The organism is Micromonospora sp. NBC_00617 (genome assembly GCF_045161355.1).
GTDB lineage: Bacteria > Actinomycetota > Actinomycetes > Mycobacteriales > Micromonosporaceae > Micromonospora.
Genome location: NZ_CP107751.1, coordinates 5,356,616 through 5,376,742 on the forward strand (window position 1 = coordinate 5,356,616; position 20,127 = coordinate 5,376,742).

At 68.9% G+C, this 20,127-nt stretch carries 18 protein-coding genes; 6 read left to right on the plus strand and 12 right to left on the minus strand.

From position 1 onward, the window contains the following. Positions 1-10: 10 nt before the first annotated feature. Positions 11-841 (minus strand): GNAT family N-acetyltransferase, encoded by an 831-nt coding sequence (locus OG505_RS24610; protein ID WP_405427980.1) that lies wholly within the window; start codon positions 839-841, stop codon positions 11-13. Between the two features lie 977 nt (positions 842-1,818). On the opposite strand from OG505_RS24610, the gene OG505_RS24615 reads away from it, so the two are divergent. Continuing rightward, positions 1,819-2,649, plus strand: a complete 831-nt coding sequence (locus OG505_RS24615) for a 1,4-dihydroxy-6-naphthoate synthase (protein ID WP_405427982.1) — start codon at positions 1,819-1,821, stop codon at positions 2,647-2,649. On the opposite strand, the gene OG505_RS24620 is transcribed toward OG505_RS24615, so the two are convergent. Together OG505_RS24620 and OG505_RS24625 are read right to left on the minus strand one after the other, a co-directional pair. After that, a complete protein-coding gene (locus OG505_RS24620; RefSeq protein ID WP_088986676.1) occupies positions 2,610-2,996 on the minus strand; it encodes a cold-shock protein in 387 nt (128 codons plus the stop codon). The genes OG505_RS24615 and OG505_RS24620 overlap by 40 nt on opposite strands. Positions 2,997-3,026: 30 nt before the next feature. Then, on the minus strand, positions 3,027-3,647 hold the full coding sequence (locus OG505_RS24625; RefSeq protein ID WP_405427985.1) for an HAD family hydrolase: 621 nt from the start codon (positions 3,645-3,647) through the stop codon (positions 3,027-3,029). An 83-nt stretch (positions 3,648-3,730) separates the two neighbouring features. Here OG505_RS24625 and OG505_RS24630 point away from each other — a divergent pair, with 83 nt between their 5' ends. Continuing rightward, entirely contained in the window at positions 3,731-6,214 is a 2,484-nt protein-coding gene (locus OG505_RS24630) for a helicase-associated domain-containing protein (protein WP_405427987.1), read from the plus strand. Between the two features lie 30 nt (positions 6,215-6,244). Here OG505_RS24630 and OG505_RS24635 read toward each other — a convergent pair whose 3' ends face one another. Together OG505_RS24635 and OG505_RS24640 are read right to left on the minus strand one after the other, a co-directional pair. Then, positions 6,245-6,481, minus strand: coding sequence for a hypothetical protein (locus tag OG505_RS24635; protein WP_405427989.1), 237 nt, complete (start codon positions 6,479-6,481; stop codon positions 6,245-6,247). A gap of 95 nt (positions 6,482-6,576) precedes the next feature. After that, complete coding sequence (locus OG505_RS24640; protein ID WP_405427991.1) at positions 6,577-7,476, minus strand: L,D-transpeptidase family protein; 900 nt, start codon at positions 7,474-7,476, stop codon at positions 6,577-6,579. A gap of 174 nt (positions 7,477-7,650) precedes the next feature. Between OG505_RS24640 and OG505_RS24645 the strand changes: the two genes are divergently transcribed. After that, complete coding sequence (locus OG505_RS24645) at positions 7,651-9,330, plus strand: DNA repair helicase XPB (protein ID WP_405427993.1); 1,680 nt, start codon at positions 7,651-7,653, stop codon at positions 9,328-9,330. Between the two features lie 32 nt (positions 9,331-9,362). On the opposite strand, the gene OG505_RS24650 is transcribed toward OG505_RS24645, so the two are convergent. Further along, positions 9,363-10,061 carry a TetR/AcrR family transcriptional regulator gene (locus tag OG505_RS24650; protein ID WP_405427995.1) on the minus strand — a complete coding sequence of 233 codons (699 nt, stop codon included), beginning with the start codon at positions 10,059-10,061 and terminating at the stop codon, positions 9,363-9,365. Positions 10,062-10,119: 58 nt separating this feature from the next. On the opposite strand from OG505_RS24650, the gene OG505_RS24655 reads away from it, so the two are divergent. Further along, positions 10,120-10,929, plus strand: a complete 810-nt coding sequence (locus tag OG505_RS24655) for an alpha/beta fold hydrolase (protein ID WP_405427997.1) — start codon at positions 10,120-10,122, stop codon at positions 10,927-10,929. Between the two features lie 85 nt (positions 10,930-11,014). Here the strand turns inward: OG505_RS24655 and OG505_RS24660 are convergent, their stop codons facing one another. Further along, positions 11,015-11,587 (minus strand): TetR/AcrR family transcriptional regulator, encoded by a 573-nt coding sequence (locus tag OG505_RS24660; protein WP_357573509.1) that lies wholly within the window; start codon positions 11,585-11,587, stop codon positions 11,015-11,017. Positions 11,588-11,674: 87 nt separating this feature from the next. Between OG505_RS24660 and OG505_RS24665 the strand changes: the two genes are divergently transcribed. Further along, positions 11,675-12,046, plus strand: coding sequence for a DUF4267 domain-containing protein (locus tag OG505_RS24665; protein ID WP_405427999.1), 372 nt, complete (start codon positions 11,675-11,677; stop codon positions 12,044-12,046). A gap of 88 nt (positions 12,047-12,134) precedes the next feature. On the opposite strand, the gene OG505_RS24670 is transcribed toward OG505_RS24665, so the two are convergent. The 4 genes from OG505_RS24670 to OG505_RS24685 form a co-directional block, all read right to left on the minus strand. Next, positions 12,135-12,857 (minus strand): hypothetical protein, encoded by a 723-nt coding sequence (locus tag OG505_RS24670; RefSeq protein ID WP_405428001.1) that lies wholly within the window; start codon positions 12,855-12,857, stop codon positions 12,135-12,137. Between the two features lie 178 nt (positions 12,858-13,035). Further along, positions 13,036-14,202: a carbohydrate-binding protein gene (locus OG505_RS24675; protein ID WP_405428003.1), complete on the minus strand. Its 1,167-nt coding sequence runs from the start codon at positions 14,200-14,202 to the stop codon at positions 13,036-13,038. A 56-nt stretch (positions 14,203-14,258) separates the two neighbouring features. Continuing rightward, the gene (locus tag OG505_RS24680) at positions 14,259-17,981 is read right to left on the minus strand and encodes an NACHT domain-containing protein (protein WP_405428005.1); all 3,723 of its coding nucleotides are present in this window, start codon (positions 17,979-17,981) and stop codon (positions 14,259-14,261) included. Between the two features lie 124 nt (positions 17,982-18,105). Then, entirely contained in the window at positions 18,106-18,315 is a 210-nt protein-coding gene (locus OG505_RS24685; RefSeq protein WP_405428006.1) for a winged helix-turn-helix domain-containing protein, read from the minus strand. Between the two features lie 512 nt (positions 18,316-18,827). Here OG505_RS24685 and OG505_RS24690 point away from each other — a divergent pair. Further along, positions 18,828-19,094, plus strand: coding sequence for a hypothetical protein (locus tag OG505_RS24690; protein WP_405428008.1), 267 nt, complete (start codon positions 18,828-18,830; stop codon positions 19,092-19,094). Positions 19,095-19,151: 57 nt separating this feature from the next. Here OG505_RS24690 and OG505_RS24695 read toward each other — a convergent pair whose 3' ends face one another. Continuing rightward, positions 19,152-20,102, minus strand: a complete 951-nt coding sequence (locus OG505_RS24695) for a zinc metalloprotease (RefSeq protein ID WP_405428010.1) — start codon at positions 20,100-20,102, stop codon at positions 19,152-19,154. Positions 20,103-20,127 lie beyond the last annotated feature (25 nt).

A 20,127-nucleotide genomic window follows, 5' to 3' on the forward strand; every position in this document is an offset into this window, starting at 1 on the left:
CGGGCACACCTCACACCTTGAGCATCAGCGCCGCCGGTCTGCTCGCCTGCAGCTCGAACCCACAGGCGAGAAGGAACTCGACGTCGCCGAACAACTCGGCGACCGCGTGCGCGGCGCGAATGCCGGCCCGTGTCATCTCCTCTGTCAACATCTCGACAAGCCGCCGCCCGATGCCAAGCGACCGCAGGCCCGGGGCAACGACCACGCCTTCCAGCACCAACTCACGCCGGTCGTCCAGATCCTCGCCGAGGAGCAGGTCGACGCTCCGCTCATGAGCTCGCAGCTCACCGACCGGCCCGCCGCCAGACACCTCGGCGAGGAACCGCCAGGACGTGGCCGGCAGCCCGTCGGACGCGCGCCGGAAGACCAACTGCGCACGCGCCTCCGACCGCCACCGCCGCATGTCCCGCCGCTTCCGGTCCAGGTCGTACGTCAACTCCGGAACCTTCACCGGCCACAACTTCTCCGGGAGCGTGTACGAGTGCGCCCACCAGGCGCCTGGCCAGTCCTTGAGGGTGCGGACCCGGCGGACGTCGAGGTGGGCCGGGTACCGGCGGTCAGCCTCGTCCCGTGGCTCGTCGACCGGCATGCCCAGCAGCCCGCCGCCCGCGCTGGAGAACTCGTCCCCGGGCAAGCGGAGCGCGAGCTCGCCCCCCGCCGCCGCGACCAGCCGCGCCACCGTTCGAAAGGCTGGCCCGCCACCCTTGCCGGCCTCGATCCGCGCCAGCGTGCTCTTCGGGACACCGGACCGCTCGGCCAACTCCCGCTGGCTCAGATCGGCACGTCGACGAAGATCACGGAGCGCCGCGCCCACATCGATCGCATCCCCTCCGACTGCCACCCGCCCATGGTTTTCTGCCCGGCGAACGCCGTCAACAGGCATCCTTCCGCCTGTGGATAACCATGTGGACAACGCCACCGCCGCTGTGGGTATCCCCTCTGTCAGGCCCTGTCGAGCTGCCCCATGAATGGGGCGGCTGCGAGAGCCACCGGCGAAGGGACGTCGCTGGGGACGCGGAGCCTGCGGCCGGCGCATCGTCACCGCTCCACCGCGCCGCCGCGCCCTGCTCATCGGGCGGCGGCTCACGCCCGTATGGCGCAGCCCGCCACTGTCTCGCCACCACGATCGGCGTTCGGGCCGGTCACGCCGCGCTGCTCGTCAACGACGAGAGCAAAAACCGCAATCGCCCCATCCCGCCACCACGATCACCCCTCAGGGGCCCGAACACGCCAGGCCGCCACCACGATCACCCCTCAGGGGCCCGCTCACGCCAGGCCGCCACCACGATCACCCTTCAAGGACGCCGCTCACGTCGCACTGGCCACCACGATCTCCCCGGGGGCCCACTCACGCCACACGCCGCCACCACGATCACCGCCAGGGGCCTGCTGGCGCCGCGAACCGCCACCACGATCACCCTCCCAGGCGCCTGCTGGCACCGCGGACCGCCACCACGCTCGCCCTCCCAGGGCCCAAACACGCCGCACACCGCCACCAAGATCGCCCCAGGTGCCCGCTCACGGCCGCGCCACCGCCGCCACCGCTCGCCGCGGGCGCTGACCTCGCCCCATATCTGGGGCAGCTCTACAGGACGCGACGTGACCTCACCCACCCCCGCCCGAGCCCGACCGGGCACCCCGCCCGAACTGATCGGGGGCAACCCTCCGAGCCCCGACGGAAACACCCCGCCGGAGCCCGCCGCGAGGCCGCGAGGCCGCGAGGCCGGCTCCGAGCGGGCAGGCCGGCCGGCCCGTCGTGGATCACAGTGGGCGGGGTGTGCGCGGGCTGCTGGCGGGGGGCGGGGCTAACGTGAGGGCGTGGCGCTCTCCCTTGCGATCTCGCCCTGCCCCAACGACACGTTCGTCTTCGACGCCCTGGTGCACGGACGGGTGCCCGGTGCGCCGCCGGTCCAGGTGACGTACGCCGACGTGGACGTCACCAACACGGCGGCCGAGCGGGGTGCGTTTGACCTGGTGAAGGTGAGCTACGCGGCGCTGCCCTGGCTGCTCGACGACTACTACCTGCTGCCCTGCGGGGGCGCGCTCGGTCGCGGGTGCGGGCCGCTGGTTCTCACCAGGGGTGACCGCGCCGACCTGACCGGTGCCACGGTGGCGGTGCCCGGTGATCGGACGACCGCGTACCTGCTGTTCCGGCTCTGGTCAGCCGGGCAGGCACCGGCCCGGATCGAGGTGGTGCCGTTCCACGAGATCATGCCGGGCGTCGCGGCTGGTCGCTACGACGCTGGGCTGGTCATCCACGAGGCGCGGTTCACCTACCACCGGCACGGCCTGACCGCGCTCGTCGACCTCGGCGAGTGGTGGGAGGCCGACACCGGGCTGCCCATCCCTCTCGGCGCGATCCTGGCCCGGCGCGGCGCCGTGGACCCGGTGGAAGCGGCCGGATGGATTCGCGAGTCCGTCCGGCAGGCCTGGGCGGATCCCGCGGCCAGCCGGGAGTACGTGCTCGCGCACGCCCAGGAGATGGAACTCGACGTGGTGGACCGGCACATCGGCCTCTACGTCAACGAGTTCACCGCGGACCTGGGCGAGGCCGGCTTCGCCGCGGTGACGGCACTCCTCGACCGCGCCGCCACCGCCGGCCTGGTGCCTCAGACCTCCAGCTCGCGCGCCACCGCGTGGACCAGCTGAGCGATCTTCTGCGCCGTCTTCTTGTCCGGGTACCGGCCCCGGCGCAGGTCCGGCTGGACCTTCGCCTCCAGCACCTTGATCATGTCCTCGACGAGGCCGTGCAGCTCCTCGGCCGGCCGACGTCGCAGCTCCGCCATCGACGGCGGCGCGTCCAGCAGCTTGACGCCCATGGCCTGCGCGCCCCGGCGGCTGTCCACCACGCTGAAGTCGACCCGCTGACCACCCTTGAGGTCGGTGACGCCCGCCGGCAGAGCACCCTTGGGCAGAAACACGTCGCCGCCCTCGTCACTGGTGACGAAGCCGTATCCCTTGGCCGTGTCGTACCACTTCACTCGACCCGTAGGCACCTGAAAACCCCTGCTTCACTTGAGCCGCTACTACTCCCAGGCTAGCTGGATCATGCCGTCGAGCGCCGCTGGGAATCCGGTGAGGTCGTCCAGCACCATGCTCGCCCCCGCCGCACGCAGCTCGTCCGGGGAGCACGGCCCGGTCGCGACAGCGATTCCCGGCACCCCTGCCACACCCGCCGCCACCATGTCCGCCACGTGGTCACCGACGTAGTGGGTCGCGCCGTGCTCGCGCAGCGCGGTCGCCTTCTGCTCGGCGAACAGGTCACCCGCCACCTCGTCGACTGCGAGGCCGAGGTGCTCCAGGTGCAGCCGGGCCAGCCGGCCCATCTTGGCAGTGACGACCAGCACACGACCGCCCTTGGCCCGAATCCCCTCGACGGCCTCCCGCGCGCCCGGCATCGGAAGGGTCGGGGTGATCGCGTACGCGGGGTAGAGCTCGCGGTACGCCAGCACCGCCGACTCGACCTGCTCCGGCGGGAACCAGTGCGCGATCTCGGTGCGCAGCGGCGGGCCGAGCCGGGACACGGCCAGGTCGGCGTCCACCGGTACGCCCGTCCTGGCGGTCAGCGCCCGGAAGGCCGCGGCGATGCCGGGGCGGGAGTCAACCAGGGTCATGTCGAGATCGAATCCGACGGTCAGCGCGGGCATGTCGAGAAAGCTACCCGGCGACCCCGAACGGCCGGACGTCCGAGGGGCGCGACTGCCCCGCCCCGGGCTAGCGTGGAAAGACGATGACCACCTCACTCGCCGACCACCTGCGGTCGCTGCCCGACGAGTCGCTGGCCGCGCTCCTTGCGCTCCGGCCGGACCTCGTCGTGCCCGTGCCGGCCGACGTCTCCGCCCTGGCCATCCGCGCCCAGTCCCGGGTCTCGGTGGCCCGCGCCCTGGACGGGCTGGACCAGTTCACCCTCCAGATCCTCGACGCCGCCCGGCTCACCCTGCATCCGGACGAGGGCACCACGGCCACCGACGCCGTGCTCGCCATGGCGACCACCGGGCCGCACCCGCCGGCACCGACGGCCGTCCGGGCCGCCGTGGGCCGGCTGAGGGCGCTCTTCCTGCTGTACGGCCCCGAGCACGCCCTGCACGTGGTGCCCGCCGTCGACGAGGTCTCCCCGTACCCCGCTGGGCTCGGCCGACCCGCCGCGGAGCTGGACCCGCGCACGGCCGCGCTCTGCGCGGACCCGGCGAAACTGCGCCGGACGCTGCTCGCCGCGCCCCCCTCGGCCCGGGCGATCCTGGACCGGTTGGCGGCCGGACCACCCGTGGGCAGCGTGCCGCCGGGCGCGTTGCAGGCACCGCCGATCGGCGCGCAGGACGCCGTCCTCGCCGACCCGACCAACGGTGGTGCGCCGACCGGCTCGCCGGTGCGCTGGCTGGTCGACAACCGGCTGCTGGTCGCCGTCTCGGCCGGCTCGTCGACGGCCAGCGGCACGGTCGAGCTGCCCCGCGAGGTGGGGCTCCTGCTACGCCGCGACAGTGGCCCGCTCGGGCCGCTGCGCACCAGCCCGCCGCCGGTGGCCACCGCGCCCCGCGAGCCCAAGGCGGTCGATTCGGCCGGCGCCGGGCAGACCATGGAGGTGGTCCGGCACACCGAGGGGCTGTTGGAGCAGCTCGCCGCCGAACCCGCGCCGGTGCTGCGCTCCGGCGGCATCGGCGTCCGAGACCTGCGCCGGCTGGCACGTACCGCCGGCCTGGACGAGCCGGCCACCGCGCTGCTGCTGGAGGTGGCGTACGCGGCGGGGCTCGCCGGTGAGCTGGAGATGCCCGGTTCGACGACCGGCCGGTACGGCGCGGATCAGCAGGTGCTGCCGACCGGCGGGTACGAGGTGTGGCGGGCCGCCTCACTGGCCCAGCGGTGGGAGCACCTGGCCCGCGCCTGGTTGACGATGACCCGGCAGGTCGGCCTGGTCGGTCGGCGTGACGACCGGGACCGGCCGATCACCGCGCTGTCCGCAGAGGCCGAGCGGGCCGGCGCACCGGCCACCCGGCGAGCGGTGCTCGGGGTGCTCGCCGACCTGGAGCCGGCGACCGCGCCCAGCCCGGAGGAGGTGCAGGCCCTGCTGGACTGGCGGGCGCCGCGGCGCAGCCGGGGTCGGGAGGCCGCCCACCGGGAGGTGCTGGCCGAGGCGGCGCAGCTCGGCGTGACCGGCCTGGGGGCGCTCACCTCGTACGGGCGGTTGCTGCTGGGCGAGCTGACGTCGGCCGACGAGCCGGGCGGCGACCCCCTGGGGTTGCACATGGACGCGGAGAGCGGCGATCCGTCCAGTGCCGCGCGGGCGTTGGACGCGCTGCTGCCCGCCCCGGTCGACCACTTCCTGGTGCAGGCCGACCTGACCGTGGTGGTGCCGGGGCCGCCCGAGCCGGCGCTGGCCGCCGAGTTGGAGGCGACGACCGAACCCGAGTCGGCCGGCGGGGCGAGCGTGCACCGGGTCACCACGGCGAGCGTGCGGAGGGCGCTGGACGCCGGTTACACGGCCGACGACCTGCACGAGCTGTTCCGGCGACGGTCACGTACCCCGGTGCCGCAGGGGCTCAGCTACCTGGTGGACGACGTGGCCCGTAAGCACGGTGGGCTGCGGGTCGGGTCGGCCGGGGCGTACCTGCGCAGTGACGACGAGGCGCTGCTCACCGAGGTGCTGGCCGACCGGCGGTTGGAGTCGTTGACGCTGCGCCGGCTGGCGCCGACGGTGCTGAGCACTCCGTACCAGGTCAGCCGGCTGCTGGGCGCGCTGCGGGACGCCGGGTACGCGCCGGTGCAGGAGGACGGCACGGGCGGCACGATGTTGTCCCGACCCCGGATCCGGCGTGCTCCGGCACGGGTCGCGGTGACCACCAGGACGCTCGATCCGCTGGCCGCCCCGAAGCTGCCGATGCCCCGGCTGCTCGGAGTGGTGGAGCACATCCGGCGGGGCGACGCTGCGGCGCGGGCGGCCCGCCGGGCGCCTGCCGTCGTCCGTGGCGGGGCGGCAGGGCTGGGCGGTGGACCCGTGCCCGCGCACACGCACAGCGAGGCTCTTGCCGTGCTCCAGCAGGCGGTCCGCGACAAGGCGCTGGTCTGGGTCGGGTACGTCGACGCCCACGGGGCGACCGCGTCCCGGCTGGTCAAGCCGGTGTCGATCGGCGCCGGCTACCTGCGGGCCGAGGACGAGCGGACCGAGATGCTGCACACCTTCGCGCTGCACCGGATCACGGCGGCGGTGCTGGCGGACTGAACAGGGCTCAGCCGCCGCTGGTGTGCCAGCTCAGCGGCGGCTGCGCCGGAAGGTGCCGACCACCGAGACGGCCAGCAACAGGGCGAAGCCGGCGCCGGCGGATTCACCGACCGAGTCGACGAAGCCTTGGCGCAGCACCAGCCAGCCGAAGAGGAACCACCCGACGAGGAGCGCCGCGGCGAGGGCGTACGCGGCCACTGTCGCGCGGGACACCTCGTCGGGTGGCGCGTGGTCGTGCTCTGCGATCACGTCACGGTCGACCGTCATGCCCAGCCTCCCCGCCCGGTGCGGCCCTGGACTCCCAAGAGTGTCACTCCCGGGGCGGCTGTGACAGGGGATAAACCCTGAGTCGGGCGGGATGTTCAGGTGCCGGGGCGGCGGCCGATCAGCACCACCCGGGTGCCGACCTTGCCCAGCTCCCACATCCGGACGGCGTCGGCGTGCAGCAGGTTGACGCAGCCGTGCGAGCCGATCGACTTGTCGTGCAGGTAGGTAGTGGTCTCGTGGAACCCCATGCCCTGGGTGAAGTGCTGCCAGTACGGCAGCCACACCTCGTACGGGTTGGACCACTCCTTCGGATTGCGGTAGTTGACGGTGTAGGTGCCGGACGGGGTGCGGTAGCCGGACATGCCGGTGCGCGTCACCGTCGGCGCCATGATCACCTTGCCGCCCCGGACCGCCCACACGGTCTGCCGGGTCAGGTCCACGCAGAAGGTGGTGCCGGTGCCGGCCTTGCAGCGGGTCGTGTCGGTGGTGGCGAGTCGCTGGGCCACGTCCAAGGTGGTCGGTCCGGCGCGTCCCTCGACGGGGCGAATGCCGTACCTCTTCTGGAACTTCTTGATGGCGGCGCAGTCGGCGGCGGACTGCCGCCCGTCGACCGTGACGGGCCCGAACCCGCCGAGCCGGGCGAGGTAGGTCTCCACGGCTCGCTGGTGCTGGCCCTGCGGGCAGCCGGCGACGGTCGGCGTACCGGTGCTCGGGGTCGGGGTCGGGGTCGACGCCGTGCGGGTCGGCTTCGGCGTGGGTTTCCGGGAGGGTTTCGGGCTGGGCGCGGTCGACGTCGGCGCGGCCGGCGTGGGCCGGCCGCGCTGGCCCGGCCCGGACGTGCCGCTCGCCCCCGTTGCCTGTTCCGCCGCACCGACCGGGGCGGCTCCCCCGCCACCACTCCCACCGGACTGCGGATCGAACGTGCACGCGCCGGCGCCGACCAGCACGACCACCGCCAAGGCAACCAGCCGGGAAGTGTTCCGGACACGCCTCATGGCACCTCCCCTGACCGGTCGTCCCTTTGCTAGACGTTCGTGAGCACCGTCCTGGTTGCACCCGGTGCTCATCTTTCTTTCGACGTTCTCCGCCGTGCAACACTGGATGGTCGGCCAGCGGCGGGTATGCGACCCCGTTCCGGCCGGACGGCCAACCGAGGAGAGGACGCTGGCGTGAGCGGTGGACCACTGATCGTGCAGTCGGACAAGACCCTGCTGCTGGAGATCGACCACCCCGATGCGCAGGCCTGTCGAATGGCGATCGCGCCGTTCGCGGAGCTGGAGCGCTCGCCGGAGCACGTGCACACCTACCGCCTGACCCCGCTCGGTCTGTGGAACGCCCGCGCGGCGGGGCACGACGCCGAGGGTGTCGTCGACTCGCTGATCAAATACTCCCGGTACCCGGTGCCGCACGCCCTGCTGGTGGACGTGGCCGAGACGATGGACCGGTACGGCCGGCTCCAGCTCGCCAACGACCCGGCGCACGGGCTGGTGCTGCGCGCGCTCGACCGGCTGGTGCTGATCGAGGTGGCCAAGAGCAAGAAGCTCGCCGGGATGCTCGGCGACAAGATCGACGACGACACGATCCGGGTCCACCCGTCCGAGCGGGGGCGGCTCAAGCAGGCGCTGCTCAAGCTGGGTTGGCCGGCGGAGGACCTGGCCGGTTACGTCGATGGCGAGGCGCACCCGATCGAGCTGGCCGAGGCCGGCAAGGACGGGCGCAAGCCGTGGACGCTGCGGTCGTACCAGCGGGAGGCCGTCGAGGCGTTCTGGGCCGGCGGGTCGGGTGTGGTGGTGCTGCCCTGTGGGGCCGGCAAGACCCTGGTCGGGGCGGCGGCGATGGCCGAGGCGAAGGCGACCACGCTGATCCTGGTCACCAACACGGTGGCCGGCCGGCAGTGGAAGCGGGAGCTGATCGCCCGCACGTCGCTGACCGAGGAGGAGATCGGCGAGTACTCCGGCGAGCGCAAGGAGATCCGCCCGGTCACCATCGCCACGTACCAGGTGCTCACCTCGCGGCGCGGCGGCGCGTTCACCCACCTGGACCTGTTCGGGGCCCGTGACTGGGGTCTGGTCGTCTACGACGAGGTGCACCTGCTGCCCGCGCCGATCTTCCGGTTCACCGCGGACCTCCAGGCCCGCCGCCGGCTGGGCCTCACCGCCACTCTGGTACGCGAGGACGGCCGCGAGGGTGACGTGTTCAGCCTGATCGGCCCGAAGCGGTACGACGCGCCGTGGAAGGACATCGAGTCGCAGGGCTGGATCGCCCCGGCCGAGTGCATCGAGGTCCGCGTGACCCTGACCGACGCGGAGCGGATGTCGTACGCGACGGCGGAGGCCGAGGAGCGCTACCGGATGGCGGCGACCGCCCGCACCAAGCTGCCGGTCGTCAAGGCGCTCGTCGGCCGGCACCCGGACGACCAGGTGTTGGTGATCGGCGCGTACATCGACCAGTTGCACCAGATCGGCGAGTACCTCGACGCGCCGATCGTGCAGGGCTCGACCACGAACAAGGAGCGGGAGCGGCTGTTCGACGCGTTCCGCACCGGGGAGATCCGCACGCTGGTGATCTCGAAGGTCGGCAACTTCTCCATCGACCTGCCCGAGGCGGCGGTCGCGATCCAGGTGTCCGGCACGTTCGGGTCGCGCCAGGAGGAGGCGCAGCGGCTGGGTCGGGTGCTCCGCCCGAAGGCCGACGGCCGGCAGGCGCACTTCTACACGGTGGTCTCCCGGGACACGATCGACACCGAGTACGCGGCGCACCGCCAGCGCTTCCTGGCTGAGCAGGGGTACGCGTACACGATCGTCGACGCCGACGACGTCCTCGGGCCGAAGCTGCCGACTGTCGACTGAACGCGGGCGGCGGCGGTAAGCCGGGGCGGGTTTCAGGGTCGGGCCGGCGGGTCGGCGTCGAGCAGTCCGGTCAGCAGGATCCGCAGGGTCGTGTCGAAGAGGTCGCGCTCGGCGGGCGGCCGCGCGGGTCGACTGAACGCCGCGGCGAGGTGCGGGTAGGCCGCGACGTCCACCTCGGCGAAGCTGACCGAGCGGGAGCCGGCCTCGCTGCGGGCGAAGAGGCTCACCACGCCGGTCATCATGCCGATGGCCTCGAACTTGGCGGTCACCGCGCTGTCGACCGGCTCCAGAACCCCCAGGCAGGCGTCGAACCAGGCCAGGCTCTCCGGGCCGGGCGCGGACATCCGGTTGATCGTGTCGAGCAGCCAAGGGTGGTGCCGGAAGAGCGCCCGTTGCCGGCCGGCCAGCAGGAGCATGCCGTCGAGCCAGTCGGCGTTCGGCTCCGGGTACGGCCGTAGTTCGCCGACGACCCGGTCGGTCATCAGGTCCAGCAGGTCGTCGCGGGACGACAGGTGGCGGTAGAGCGCGCCGGCGCTGGCACCCAGCGCGGTGGCGACGGCGCGCATCGACACCGCCGCGATTCCCTCGGCGTCAGCCAGGGCGATGGCGGCGGTGACGATGGCGCCCCGGTTGTGGGTCGGGGTGGGGCCGCGGCTGCCGCGTACGGGCCGGGCCCAGATCGACTGCCGGTCGGCGCCGCCCGGGTCGGAATTCGTAGGTGCGTCGCTCACCGATCCACTGTAAACTGCGTACAGTGTTCGCAGTTTCATCCATCGGGGGTGGGCACGCATGGAACGGATCACGGCACACGACGGCGCGTCGATCGTGCTGCACTCGACAGGAGCCGGACCGGGCATCGTGGTGGTGCACGGCGGCGGGATCACCATCGACGTCTACCGGCGGCTCGCCCAACGGCTGGCCGACCGCTTCACGGTGCACCTCTACAACCGGCGAGGCCGGGCGGACGCCACCCCCCGCGCTCAGCCGTACACCTTCGACCAGGACATCGACGACCTCGCCGCGGTGCTGAAGCACACCGACACCCGCAACGTCATCGGGCAGAGTTCCGGCGGTTTCATCGCCCTGCAGGCCGCGGTGCGGCTGCCGATCGACCGGCTCGCGCTCTACGACATCGCGATCGACATCGACGGCGGCTTCCCCACGGCATGGCTCGACGAGGCACGACAGGCGGCGCGCGACGGTGACATCGCCCGCGCGATGGCCATCACCGACGCCGGCATCAACACCCACAACCCGGCCACCAGACTTCCGCTGCGGGTCCGCGTCGCGCTGGTCCGGGCGTTCCTGCGTACGCCGATCGGCCGGACGATGGCCGACCTGCTGCCGATGACCCTCGACGAGACGAACCAGATCCGACTGCGCGGCGGCCCGGCCGAGGCGTGGTCGGGGGTGAGCGCGGACGTGCTGCTGGCCTACGGGGCCGCGGGGCCGCCCTACTACGCCGACCTCAACGGGAAGCTGGCTCGCGCCCTCCCACGAGCGAGGGTCCTGCCGATCCCGCGCAGCGGCCACGACGGCCTGAACCGGGCGCCGAGCAGGATCATCGAGCCGATCGCAGCATTCTTCGGGGCCCGGTGAGCCCGGAGCGAGCAAACCAGCTCTGAGCCCCCGGCACCAACCAACCCACCCGGTCGACGGCCCTGCCAGCCGTGGGCGGCGACGCTCAGCGGGAGAAGCGGTTCACCAGCACCGCGAGTCGCCGGTCGTGGTCGGCGCGGCGGAGCCGGCCGCTGCGCATCAGCGTGACCAGACCGTGCAGGCCGCTCCAGAACGTCTCGGTGACCGCCTCCAGGTCGTCGTCACCGGCGATCGGACGCACCGCGTCGGCCAGCTCGGCGAACCCCCGGGCCAGGTCGGTCGGAACGTCCTGGCTGGCGAACGGCAGGTCCACGGCGAGGGTGAACATCGCGTCGTAGAGGGCGGGCCGCTGTTCGGCGAAGGTGGTGTACGCCGCGGCGACGTCGGCGATCGCCTGCCGGGGGTCGGCGGCCGAGGTTCGGGCCGCGGCCAGGGCGGTGGCCAGCTCGGCGAAGCCCTCGACGGCGACCGCCGCCATGATGGCGTCCTTGCCCTTGAAGTGGCTGTAGAGCACGGGCTGGCTGTATTCGATCTCGGCGGCGAGCCTCCGGGTGGTCACCGCGTCCCAGCCCTCGGCCAGGGCCAGGTCGCGGGCGGCGGCGACGATGGCCCGTTCCCGTTCCGCCCGCTCGCGCTCCCGGCGCGTCTGAGTCGACATGACAAAACCCTAGCACTGCTAGCGTTGCTGTCGTCGCTCTGCTAGCGTCGCTCTTACATCTAGCGGCGCTAGCAATTGGAGCAGACCATGTTGTCACCCCTCGCCTACGGACTCGCCGTCGTGCTCAGCCTCTTCGTCGCCTTCATCGGTGCACGGTTCCTGCTGGTGCCGCAGGCCGCAGCCGCCGGGTACGGCGTACCGGCCCGGCCCGATGGCGATCCGGCCTACCTGACGGTCAAGGGGCTGAAGGACCTCACCTTCGGGCTGCTCGGCCTCGCCCTGATCGCCTTCACCACGGCCGACGCGGTCGCGTGGTTCATGCTGATCGTCGCGCTCGTCCCGCTGGGCGACACCCTCATCGTGCTGCGCAACGGCGGAACGAAGGCCGTAGCCTTCGGCATCCACTTCGCGACGGCCGTGGTCATCCTCCTGAACGCGGCCCTGCTGTTCGCCCTCTAACGCCCCACCGCACGTGGTGATCAAGAGGTTTGCGTCATCGACGGACCGATCGGTGACGCAAACCTCTTGATCACCTGGCCGGGGATGGTCAGGACGTGGGAGGTGGGCAGCGGTCGGGGAGTTGGACCTCGCCGGGGCCGAGGTCGAAGGTGTCCATCGTGAACCACTCGTCGAGTTCCGGGTCGAAGAGGTTCTGCAGGCCGAACTGCAACACCTGCCACCACCGGGTCGAGTCGTGCTGGTCGACGTAGATGTCGCCGAGTGCGAGCGGGAACCGGAAGAACTCCCCCGGCACCGTGGAACCCCCGACCACGCCTACCCGCCAGTGGTCCACGTGCCGGTCCTTCTCTCCCTGCAGGATCTCCGGGCCGACATAGCGGGCGGTCTTCAGCTTGTCGTTGAAGATCTGCCGGTTGAAGAACCCCGGCACCTTGCTGCACGGACGCGGCGGGAACAGCGGGATGTTGGGCCACTTGTAGGTGAGCGTGTAGAGGGTGTTCTCGTAGATCAGGTTCGTGAACCAGATCGGGTGCTCCGGGCCGCCGGCGACCATCTGGCTGTTGCCGTTCCGGCCCTGCCAGGTGAACGGGACGTCGATGCCGAGGTCGCGCACGATGTACCGGCCGGTGCCTTGGAAGTCGGCGGGCAGCAGCGGAGGGCGCGGCTCCCGCGTGTCAGGGGCCGTAGGACCGTCCGCCCGGGCCGCGCGGGGCAGCGGCGCCGCCGCCGGACCCGGCGCGACCACGCCGAGGGCGAACAGACCGCCGGCAACGGCCGACACCACCATCCGATGGGTACGCCTCGACGCCATCTGCCCTCCGCCGTGTGCACAAGGCGGGAGCTTCGACAGCGGTCCCGCCTTCGGCGAAGCGTATGAGCAGGAAAAATGTGAGAGCTGGCGGAACCTTGCGGCTCCACCGGTCGGGTGACGAGACGCGCACCGGCCCGGGACCAGAATCGGTCCCGGGCCGGCGTTCACGCGAACCTGGCTACTTGATCAGCTTCCAGGGACCGTTCGGGTCGCCCGGCTCCTGGCCGCGCATCCACCACTTCGCCTCGTAGACGTGCCCCTTGAACGTCACCCGGTCGCCCGCGTTGTAGACCTTCGTGAGCGTCCAGGCCGCTGGGCTGTTGTCCGTGGGTCGGGGCGATCTCCTCCAGGACCCGTTGCGGTCACCCGGCTTCTGGTTGCGGGTGTACCACTGGGCCCGCCACTTCCTACCGTCGTACATCGCGAAGTCACCCGCGTTGAAGATCCGCGACGCGGTCCAGATCGCCGTACCGTCCTCGGTCATGACGATCTCCTGCCACGCGCCGTTGGCGTCGGCGCCCGGCTTCTGGTTCTTCGTGTACCAGGAAGCCCGGAAGACCCGGCCCTGGTAGGTGACCCGGTCCCCGTCGTTGTAGACGGTCGACGAGCTCCACTGGGCCGGCAGGTTCACCGTCAGGACAGCGGCGGCCTGCACCGGAGCGAGGTGGTCGTCGCCCGCGTACGACGCGGTAAGCGTGTGCTGGCCACCCGCGAGGCCCACCGGAAGGGTGAACGTCGCGGCGCCGTTGGTCAACGCGGCCGACCCCCGGACGGTAGAACCCTCGCTCAGCTCCACCGCGCCGGTGACCGGCGTGCTGCCGGCCGCCACCCGCACGGTCACCGTCGCCGCGGTGCCCCAGTCGGTCGTGGCGGCGGTGACGGTCATCGTCGGAACCTGCTTGGCGGTCGCGAACACGGCCGGCTGGGCCACCGCCTCGCCGCCGTCGGCGCTGCGCGCCGAGACGATCCAGCCGTACGGGGTGCCCGGCAGGAGCTTGTCCCAGGTCGCCGTGGCGACATCGTTCGAGGCCACCTCGTCGGTACCGACCGTGCCGGACGGCACGTACGCGGCGAGCGAGTCGGTGCCGAACGACGTCTTGCGGGTGCTGAGGTCCACCGGCAGGGTCAGGTTGTCCTCCGAGCCGTTGTAGCGCGGCTTGGGCTGACTGCCGTCCTGGCGGATGTCGTACTCGGTCGCCCCGAAGTTGTTCAGGAACGGCGAGTACATGTCGATGTGCATCTCGGCACGATCCACGTCGAACTGGAGCAGGCACAGGAAACTCGCGCCGAACTGCACCCTGGTGATCTCCAAAGTGGGGAACTTCGCCGCCGAGAACCGAGCCAACTCTTTAAACAGTCGCGAAACTGCTGACATCTCGTCCGGCGCATCAACATGTTCCGCTACACACGCGGAACCTTTGGCGCCCACCCCTGGTCTACCACGACATCTTCCATGATGACTTCATCGTTGCTAATCGAGCGCCACTGTTCAGCCGCAAACACCCAAGAGCCGGGATAGTTCGCCGGTTGATCGAGAAGCGGCGTGATCAGTTGAGAACTCCGGGACACTATACTGCTCGGCACCTCGACTTTAGATTGTGGCCCAAGAACTGCAAGGGCGGCGAGGAGGGTATTGCTCGGACGGTCCAGCAACCTGGCTGTTATAGCCCGGGCAACCGCCCATGCCGCAGCATCTGGAGCGGAAAGTTGTACCAGATCACGGTCGCTAAGTGGTTTTAGGGGATCGAGTGAACTCAGGCTGCTAGCAAAATGAGTAGCGAGAAGAGCCGTCCGAGGACAACCCCCTGCGGCAGCCCTCAGTGTCCTCGATCCCAGCCGGCACGACACTCCTGACACGCCTAGCCGGCTAGAGGAAGCGGCCAATGCCGCAAATTCACTCTCTGTTGCATTGTCGAGAACCTCGTCCACATAATCCATCAGGGTGACAACATTATCTTCACCGGCAGTTGCAAATAACGCAAGCACCCAAGTCCGACGAGACAGAGAGTCACTATAGTTACCGTAGGCTTCCTCCCACCAACGTTGGTCGCATTTGTACCGACGCAACTCCAACACGAATGTCCCGTAATCGATGTTCGTACCGAAAGGCTCGCCACCAGGGTCAAATGAACCTGATGCGACCCTACTGGGAGCGGCCGCACCGATTACTGCGATTTCAGCCGCGAGCCAGCAGGGGCCATGAATGCGGGCAATCTCTCTAGCCGGATTCTGCCACGGTTCCGTAGTACCTTTCTGACCCTTACCACGCGCATTCGCCGCTCTCTTCAGCTGCGCATATCTCGCGTCGATATCCACGAGTTGGTTCCAAGCGGACGACCGCAAGGATCGGTCCGCTGCCCCAATCCATAGGTGCTCGGTTCGCAGTGGAGGAGCTTTTTCGGCTTGTTCTAGGAGCTGGAGATACCACTGCGGCCGAGTCGCACGTAACAAGCTGCCCGCGAGACTGGAGCTCGATGTCGATGTATCAGAACACCAGCCGTCTAGCACTGCTCGGAGTAAAGCCCTGTCTTGAGCTGTTCCTAGATCAGGAGACGCGCCCACAGATAGGGCTGCCTGGCACGACTCGGGATCTTTCAGACTGAGCTTGGTGGCATCAGGCGGCATTACTCGCGGCACACCGAAGGCGGCGCCGATCCTAAGCCACGCCGTCTCCCTTGGCGTGCCAATCGCCGCCCGCATCTGGGGGACCCACCAATCTGAAAATTCTTTCGGCTCAAGCGGCAGGCGCCGCCGCAGGATAGAAGCCCTCACTAATGCCATCGGATTCAATGGGTCGGACTGGATGTCGTCCAGGAGCAGTGCGACCATATCGTCGCCACCAGATTTTCGACTGAAATGAGGGAAGTTGGTTGAGGCTTCTCCCGGGTGGGCGATCAGCCGCAAGCTCAAATCATCGGTGAGTAGGCGTACAACGTCGCGCTGCACCCGAGGCTTGTTGGCGAAAATGCCATCGTTGACCAAGGCCCAGACTGCCACACGCACCTGAAGCGGGTGGCGTTTCTCATTTAAGATGTCCTCCAGCCCATACCGAAGACTTGCAAGTTCATTGGGATTAGCGAAGCCGGCATAGAACCGGGCCGTGTTCAACCAATACGGCCGCTCGATGAGCCGTCCCAGCACTTCCTGCTTGGGCAGAGGATCGCGGAGGTCTTGTCCAGCAAACTCAGCTAAAAATTTTGCCGCAAAATATTCGCGGACTGGCTGAACGGCGAACTCGAAGGTCCCCTCAACCTTGCTTGTCAGCGCCCAAAAACGATCCGTTACTGCGCGGAAGAGGTGACTGACCTGGTTGCTGGGCCCTTCCGTGCGACGGAAATATATGAATAAGGTTGTCTCGATGTTGTCACGTGTCATTCGGCCGACGCGGGGATCTGTCTCTACGCCTGACTGCATGTGCCAGCCGAGGAACGAGGTTACCTCGGCTACGCGAGGGAGCTCCTCCCTTTCGATCTGCTTCCGGTCAACTTCTCTATCAAGGAGGGTCTCCATATAGTCCGAATAGAGGGGTGTGCGGGATACCGGAACCGCCTCGCCCTTTCTGCTAATAAGAAAGAGTAGGATGGTCAACTGCATAGGATTGTCTGCAAGCTGAGCGATGTGGTCGATGGCAGTTCTGCTCTGGAATGTTCGTTGAAGCCTCCGACGCTCGGCTCCGTGAATCTGATGGGCATCGGCCCACTTGTTTACAAAATCGCGCTGAAGCTTCTGGGTCAACGGCTCCAGGCGGAGCGTCTGGAAGATGTCTTTGTCAGGTTCCGAGAGCCCGGAAGCATTTGGCCGGGAAGTGACCAGGATCTGGAAACGACGTACGGTCCCCTCAGATCCCATCCGCATTGCCGTAATGTTGATCTGTTCGACCATAACCTTGCGGAGAGCGGGATCAGCCACCTCGTCCAAGCCGTCGAGTACTAGGAAAGTTGGATATCGCGCCAGGAGACTCTGAATCTGCTCGACCGTCACCAGCCGGCCACCGCTATAGGCCGAGCAGAGGGCTGCGAGGAAGAGTTCTAGGCTTCGATGGTCTTTCCTGCGAAGCTTCGGCTTCTTGGGCAACTCATCATCGCCGAACGGGTCGTGCCCCGAAAGCCAGGTGCCGTAGTCCTTGAGGTCAACCCGCAATGGCAGCTTTGGGTCGGACACAGACTCGTGTGGAGGCTTCTTCTCGCCAAGCATGTCTCCGGGCAAGATTTCCGCTCGGTGGACCTGGCAAAGATATTGACCCAGTGTCGACTTGCCCTGGCCGGGGACGCCTAGGAGGTAGGTAAGGGGGACAGTTGTTTTTAGCATGTATTCGACCGCTGCGGCAGTTTCGTATACTTGACGATCCTGAGAGGTAAGGAAGCGGTCAAGTACGTTGCGAGGCGCGGCCTGCTGCGATATCTGTACGTCGACGAAAAAGTCGACAAGGTGCACTCGGTCCATTTCGACCTGAGAGAACTTGATCCGAGAGTCATCACGCCACTGGGTTGCCATTACCTGCAACAGAGTGTCCCGCATCTTGGCTGCATCACCAGAGACCTGCGACCCATGGATGAGATAACGCATTGCCTCTGTACCAGCAAGCATCTCTGGATACGACCATTTAATCGACTCCGGGGAGGCGTCAACCTCTGCGTCGATATCCGCCTGCCACCAGCACTCGACCGGGATGCCAAACTCTTGACTGTAGGCCGCCAATTCCTTATTAAGTCTTTGCACGCTTCCCGAGCGCGTTGCCGTAGTAGTACCCGCCACAGACGTCATTAGCACGTAGCGAGATGCCCGCCCCTCCGCCACGAGTCGGGCGATCTTTGCACGCTCTCCATCAATCGCGGCTTTGAGCCAACTGGAGGGGTCTTGTTGGGTTTTGCTGCTCCACTTGACTTGATAGATGATGGAGGCTTCCGAAATTATATCGATGCCCTCGTCGGCCATGCCAACTGGCAGGCATTGCACCGGGTCATACTTGATTCGCAGCAACGCTGCGCAAAGTTGCTGAAATTGCTTCTCACTCAGGCGCCAGTACAGGTACTTAAAGGAGTTGCCGGGCTGCTCAGTCGACGACCTATCCCGCGGCCGAGGCATGACGGCGACAGAGGGTTTCTTACGCTGGACAGTAGCCACAGTTCGGACCCCTCTCTAAGTACCGCCGTCGGCGATACCTACTGAGTCATCGACAAGAGCACCGTAGCTGAGACCGCTACCAAGATGCTTTGGTTTGGGCCTGCGCAACCCAAGCCGTCGAGAGTCAGCGCCGGGTGGTCTCCGCGACGAAGACGCCGCGACCCGGACGGCCGACCAACACACCCTGCTCCCGCAGTGTCGCGATCGCGCGCTGGATCGTCGAGTGCGAGACGTCGTAGGAGTCAGCAAGCGCGCGACCCGAGGGCAACTGGCTGCCCGGCGGATACGTACCGTCCTTGATCTTGCTTCGCAGGTCGTCTAGCAGTTCGTCCATGGTGGGCGGGATAGGCACGACGCGGCCCCTTGCAGTCGGTTGGCCCACTCAGTATTGATCCACCCCCTCGACGTAGGCAATGCATCTACTGAAAGAGGTGATGGTGGTGATATAGCTGATGGTGAGGAGGGTTCAGTAGAAGAGGTCAGCGCGGTACTTGACGTAGGTGATACCGCATCGGTAGCGTCACTCTCGGTGATGCGGTGCTGCTGCGGTCGGTTGGCGCCTCTCGTACCGGTCTCGCATCGCCGCCGAGACCCCACCCTCCGCGCTCCCCCGGCGCGGCCCTGCTGCCGTACCGCCGATCGAGGCTGCGGTCGCAGGGTGGGGCGGTCTCCGCCGCCCGCAACCGGCGGAGGCCGCCCCCTCCACTTCGACGCGACACGACGAAGGGCGGTCCCCGTGCGCGACCTGATCCGCCGGCTGGTAAGCCGGCGCGAGGATCGACCACCGACGGCGGCAGCAGGCGAGAACAAGTCCCAGAGCGCCCGGTCGGCGAACCACCGCTACCGATGACCGAGCGCTGGGTGATCCACCTGCCGGTCACCGCACCCGACCTGCTCCGGGCCCGAATCCTCGCCCGGACCGCCGCCCGCGTGCTGGCCCGGCTCAGCGCCCGCGTCGAGCCGGGTGGGGTGACCGTGTCGGCCGAGGACCAGCAGGGCGTACGCCATTGGGTTTTCTGCGATCGGCCACTACCCGGCGGCGGCCGGTGTGCTCTGCCGCCCGACCACACTGCGCCCTGCTCAAGGCGCACGCCCTGGCTCAACCGGCGGTGAGGAGGAACGCGAAGGGGGCTGGCGGGCTGAGCCCGCCAGCCCCCGACAACGCCTGCGTCAGCCGGCGCCGCCGGCGCGGAACGCCACCCAGGCGTCGCTCATCCGGTCCGCCTGGCCGGCGGTGAACATGTCCATGCAGGAGTCCTGCGTGTAGTCCATGAAGTTGTGGATCGGGTCCAGCCCTGGTGCGGTGCAGGTGTCCGCGCCGATCGGGCAGTCGAACTGCGGTGCCGCCTCACGCGGGGTGTCCGCGACGAAGTCGCCGGACGCGGAGCAGCCGTGCGCGAAGGTGTGCTCCAGCATCAGCCAGTGCCCGACCTCGTGCGTCAGCGTGTCACCGAGGGCGTACTTGCCGGCCGTGCCGCCCGGCATCGACTCGTCGAGCATCACCACGCCGTCGATGTAGTCGCGGCCGTTGTTGTAGCCCTTCGGGAAGTACGCCCAGCCGAGCAGGCCACCGCCGATGTTGGCCGCATACACGTTCAGGGTCTCCGAGTCGCCGGTGTAGAGCGCCTTCTTCATGTCGCGCTCGTTCTTGCCCGGCTCGACCGTGTACCAGGCGCTGTTCACCGTGTACGTGGTGTCGACGAGCGAGAACCGGAACGGCGTGTCGGAGGCGTTGGCTGCCGTACGGCCCGCGTACGAGTCGTTGAGCACCGTCATCTGTGCCGCGATCAGGGTGTTCCACCTGGTCGTCTCGGCGGCGGTGAGCGGGTGGTCGGAGACCATGTGGAAGACCGTCGGCACGGTGACGCTGCCGTTGGGCAGGCGCGGCGCGTCCTTGATCACGCCGTAGGCGTTGGCCTCGTTCTTGGAGTACAGCGCCGGCTCCTGGGCGGTGGCGCCCTCGGCGGCCCGCGCCGCGGTGCCCGGGTCGCACGCCGCGACACCCGGGAAGGCGGTCGCGGGGGCGGCCGTGGCGAGCGCCCCCGAGGCGCCGCCGGAGGCCAGGAACGTCGCAGCGGTGGCGGTGAGGACTGCCAGTCGGAAAATTGGTCTCCTGTGCATCGGTGCACCCCTCGGGGGATGGAGA